The sequence below is a fragment of the Acidobacteriota bacterium genome, assembly GCA_012517875.1.
GTDB lineage: Bacteria > Acidobacteriota > JAAYUB01 > JAAYUB01 > JAAYUB01 > JAAYUB01.
This window is the reverse complement of record JAAYUB010000016.1, coordinates 1-3,822: the sequence shown is the minus strand read 5'-3', so window position 1 is coordinate 3,822 and position 3,822 is coordinate 1. Positions and strand designations below refer to the sequence as shown.

The window sequence follows — 3,822 nt, the reverse complement described above, 5'->3', positions numbered from 1 at the left end:
TGAGAACCTGTGAACTTTTGAACTTTTAAACCATTCGATTACGATCACGATTACGAGTACGATTACGAGCACGAGCACGAACAGAGGGGCCGGGAACGAGCCTCCAGCCTCGCGTCTCCAGCCTCGAGCACCGACGTCCCAAGTCCGATGTCCGATATCCGATGCCCGAACAGCAAATGAATCCTCTGTGACCTCCGTGGTGAATATGAAAAGGATGATCAAAATCGCCGAGTTCGTCTGGCGCTGCACGCAGTGCGGACGGGAGTACGCCCGTGACGCCGTGCGCTATCTCTGCCCCGAGTGCGGCCGCGGCTACCGTCCCGGCGTCCCGCTGCCCGGCGTGCTCGAGGCGGTGTTCGACTACACCGCGATCGCCGAGCGGTTCGTCCCGCGCCGGCCCGACTGGCGCCTCTTCATGCCCATGGAACCCGAGTACGAGCCGCCCTACGCCGTGGGGAACACGCCGCTGGTGCCGGCGCCGCGACTGGCGGCGCGGCTGGGCTGGGGCGAGGTCTGGATCAAGAACGACGGGCTGAATCCCAGCGGCTCGCTCAAAGACCGCGCCTCGTTCCTGGTGGCCGCCGAGGCCCGGCGCCTGGGCGCGCGCACCGTGGTGGTGGCCTCCACCGGCAACGCCGCCAGCGCCACGGCGGCGGCGTGCGCCGCCGCCGGGCTCGAGGCGGTGATCTTCGTCCCGGCGGCCGCGCCGCGGGCCAAGCTGGTGCAGATGGTGCAGCACGGCGCCCGCGTGATCCCGGTGCGCGGCACCTACGACGACGCCTTCCGCCTGTCGCTGGAGTACACCGCCGCTCGGGGCGGGCTCAACCGCAACACCGCCTACCATCCGCTGACCATCGAGGGGAAGAAGACCGTGGGGTTCGAGATCTTCGCCCAGTACGGCGGCCAGGCGCCCGAGGCGATCCTCGTGCCGGTGGGCGATGGCGTGATCCTCGCCGGCGTCTACAAGGCGTTCGCCGACCTGCGCGCCGTCGGCGCCATCGAGCGCCTGCCGCGCCTGGTGGCCGTGCAGGCGGAGCGCTCCGACGCCATCCACCGCTACATCGCCACGGGCGAGTACCGCGACGCCGTCGACCCGCGCACCGTCGCCGACTCCATCTCGGTGCGCACCCCCAGCAACGCCGAGCTGGCCCGTCGCGCGGTGATGGAAAGCGGCGGTTTTTCGCTCACTGTCTCCGACGCGGAGATTCTCGAGGCACAGTCGCTGCTGGCGGCCACCACCGGGGTGTTCGCCGAACCGGCCGCGGCGGCCGTGGCGGCGGGTCTGGCCCGGGTGGCCGTGGAGCGCCGCCTCGACCCGGCGGCGCCCGTCGTGCTCCTGGTCACCGGCCACGGCCTCAAGGATATCGACGCCGCCATGACCGGCCTGTCGCTGCCCGAGCCCATCCCCCCGGAGCTGGAGGCGGTGCCCTGAGATGCGCCTCCGCCTCGCCACGCTCGGCGCCCTCGTGGGAGCGGCCCTCGCAGCCGCCGCGCCGCCGGACGGCCCGCCGCGGGGGTTCGCGATCCCGTGGATCGATCTCGCCGCCGATGTCGCCCGCCAGACCGTCGTGGACCGCGAGCCGGGGCAGTACCTGGGACATCCCGCCACGGCGCTTCTGGAGGATGGCCGGACCATCCTCGTGGTCTATCCCAAAGGCCACGGTGCCGGGCCCATTGTCCTCAAGCGGAGCTCCGACGGCGGCCGCACCTGGAGCCCCCGCCTGGACGTGCCCCCCGATTGGGCCACCGGCCGGGAGACGCCCACGATCCACCGTGTCACCGATGCCGCCGGCACGCGGCGGCTCATCGTCTGGTCGGGGCTGTATCCGGCGCGTCTGGCCGTGTCCGAGGACGACGGAGCCACCTGGACGCCGCTTCGACCGGCGGGCGACTGGGGCGGGATCGTGGTCATGGGGTTCGTGGCGCCACTCCGCGCGCCCGGCCGGTATCTGGCGATGTTCCACGACGACGGACGGTTCTTCAGCGACCGGCCCGCTCCGGCCGGCCCGGTGGTGTTCACCCTCTACCGAACGTTTTCCGAAGACGGCGGCCTGACGTGGTCGCGGCCGGAGGCGGTCTGGAGCGGCGCCGACGTGCATTTGTGCGAACCCGGCTGCGTCCGCTCCCCCGACGGCGGCGAACTGGCCGTGCTGCTGCGCGAAAACACCCGCCGCCGCAACGCCCATGTGATATTCTCGCGGGACGAGGGCCGGACGTGGACCGCACCGCGCGAGCTGCCCGGCGCGCTCACCGGTGACCGACACTGCGGCCGGTACGCCCCCGACGGGCGGCTGTTCATCTCCTTCCGCGACATGGCGTCCGGCAGCCCCACGCGGGGCGACTGGGTGGCCTGGGTGGGGACGTACGACGACATCCGGCACGGCCGCGAGGGACAGTACCGCGTTCGCCTGATGCAGAACCACCAGGCCGCCGACTGCGCCTACCCCGGCGTCGAGGTGCTGCCCGACGGCACCATCGTCGCCACGACCTACGGCCACTGGCGTGCGGGGGAGGCACCGTACATCGTAAGCGTCCGCCTGACTTTGGCCGAACTCGACGCCCGCCTTCCGCCGCGGCGATGACCGGCCGCGCAATCCCGGCCGATTATTTCTGTAACAGGTCGAGACTTTTCCCCCGCCGGTGCGTACAAACAATTTCTTTGATCCGTGTGCCGGCCGGCGGCGCGTTCCGGCGCCGCGGCCGGGAGGAACGACTGCTTTCCGAATCTGAGGTCATGTCAGCGATCCACGCTTTGTCTTTGCGCCCGCCGGCGCCCGCGCGCCCGGCGGCACTGTGCGGCGAGCGACCCGGCCCCGCGGGGCCGCGGCCGGCGTCGCCCCGAACCCATCATCGCAGGAGGTTGAACGGGATGAAACGCGCTATGCTGTTGCTTGGCGTCCTGCTCGCCTTCGCCGCGGGAGCCGCGGCGCAGGTCCAGCTCGACGTCCAGGAGCACGTCCTGGCCAACGGGATGAAAATCCTGATGATCCAGAAGCCCGGCGTGCCCCGCGTGGTGTGCCACGTGTACTACAAGGTGGGCTCTATCAACGAACGGCCCGGCATCACCGGCCTGGCCCACCTGCACGAGCACATGATGTTCAAGGGTACCGAAATCACCGGCGTCACCGATGTCGCGAAGGACGCGGAGATCGACCGGAAGATCGATGCGGTCATGGACAAGATCTACCGTGAGCGGTTCTGGACGCCCGGCGGCGGCGACCCGGCCAAGATCGCCGCCTGGCAGAAGGAGTACGACGAACTGGCCAAGGCCCAGAAGGCGTACATCATCAAGGACGACCTCTGGACCCTCTACATGAAAAACGGCGGCACCGGCCTCAACGCCTCCACTGGCAACGAGACCACCGGCTACTACGTCACGCTTCCCTCCAACAAGGTGGAGCTGCAGATGCTGCTCGAGGCCGACCGCATGGCCAACGCCCGCTACCGCGAGTTCTACTCCGAGAAGGATGTGGTCATGGAGGAACGGCGGCTGAGCGAAAACCGGCCGGGCTACCTCTTCAGCGAGCAGGTCAACGCGGCGTTCTACGCCGCGTCGCCGTATCACTGGGACGTCATCGGCTGGATGGATGATCTGCGCAAGGTCACCCGCGCCGACCTGGCCGAATTCCACAACACGTATTACGTGCCCAACAACGCCGTGGCCATCTACGTGGGCGACTTCGACCCGAAGGCCATCGTGGCCATGGCCGAAAAGTACTTCGGCGCCGTTCCCCGGGGCAAGGACATCGAGCCCATCCGGACCTACGAGCCCCCGCAGTACAGCGAAAAGCGGATCTACGGCAAAGGCCCGGCGCCCACGCG

3 protein-coding genes are annotated in these 3,822 nt (G+C 69.4%); all 3 read left to right on the top strand.

Annotated features, from left to right (window positions below):
• Window positions 1-214 precede the first annotated feature (214 nt).
• The gene (thrC, locus tag GX414_01640; protein ID NLI45789.1) at window positions 215-1,432 is read left to right on the top strand and encodes a threonine synthase; all 1,218 of its coding nucleotides are present in this window, start codon (window positions 215-217) and stop codon (window positions 1,430-1,432) included.
• 1 nt (window position 1,433) lies between these two features.
• On the top strand, window positions 1,434-2,582 hold the full coding sequence (locus GX414_01635) for an exo-alpha-sialidase (protein ID NLI45788.1): 1,149 nt from the start codon (window positions 1,434-1,436) through the stop codon (window positions 2,580-2,582).
• Window positions 2,583-2,869: 287 nt separating this feature from the next.
• Window positions 2,870-3,822 (top strand): insulinase family protein (locus GX414_01630; protein NLI45787.1); only part of this gene is annotated, 953 nt, incomplete at its 3' end.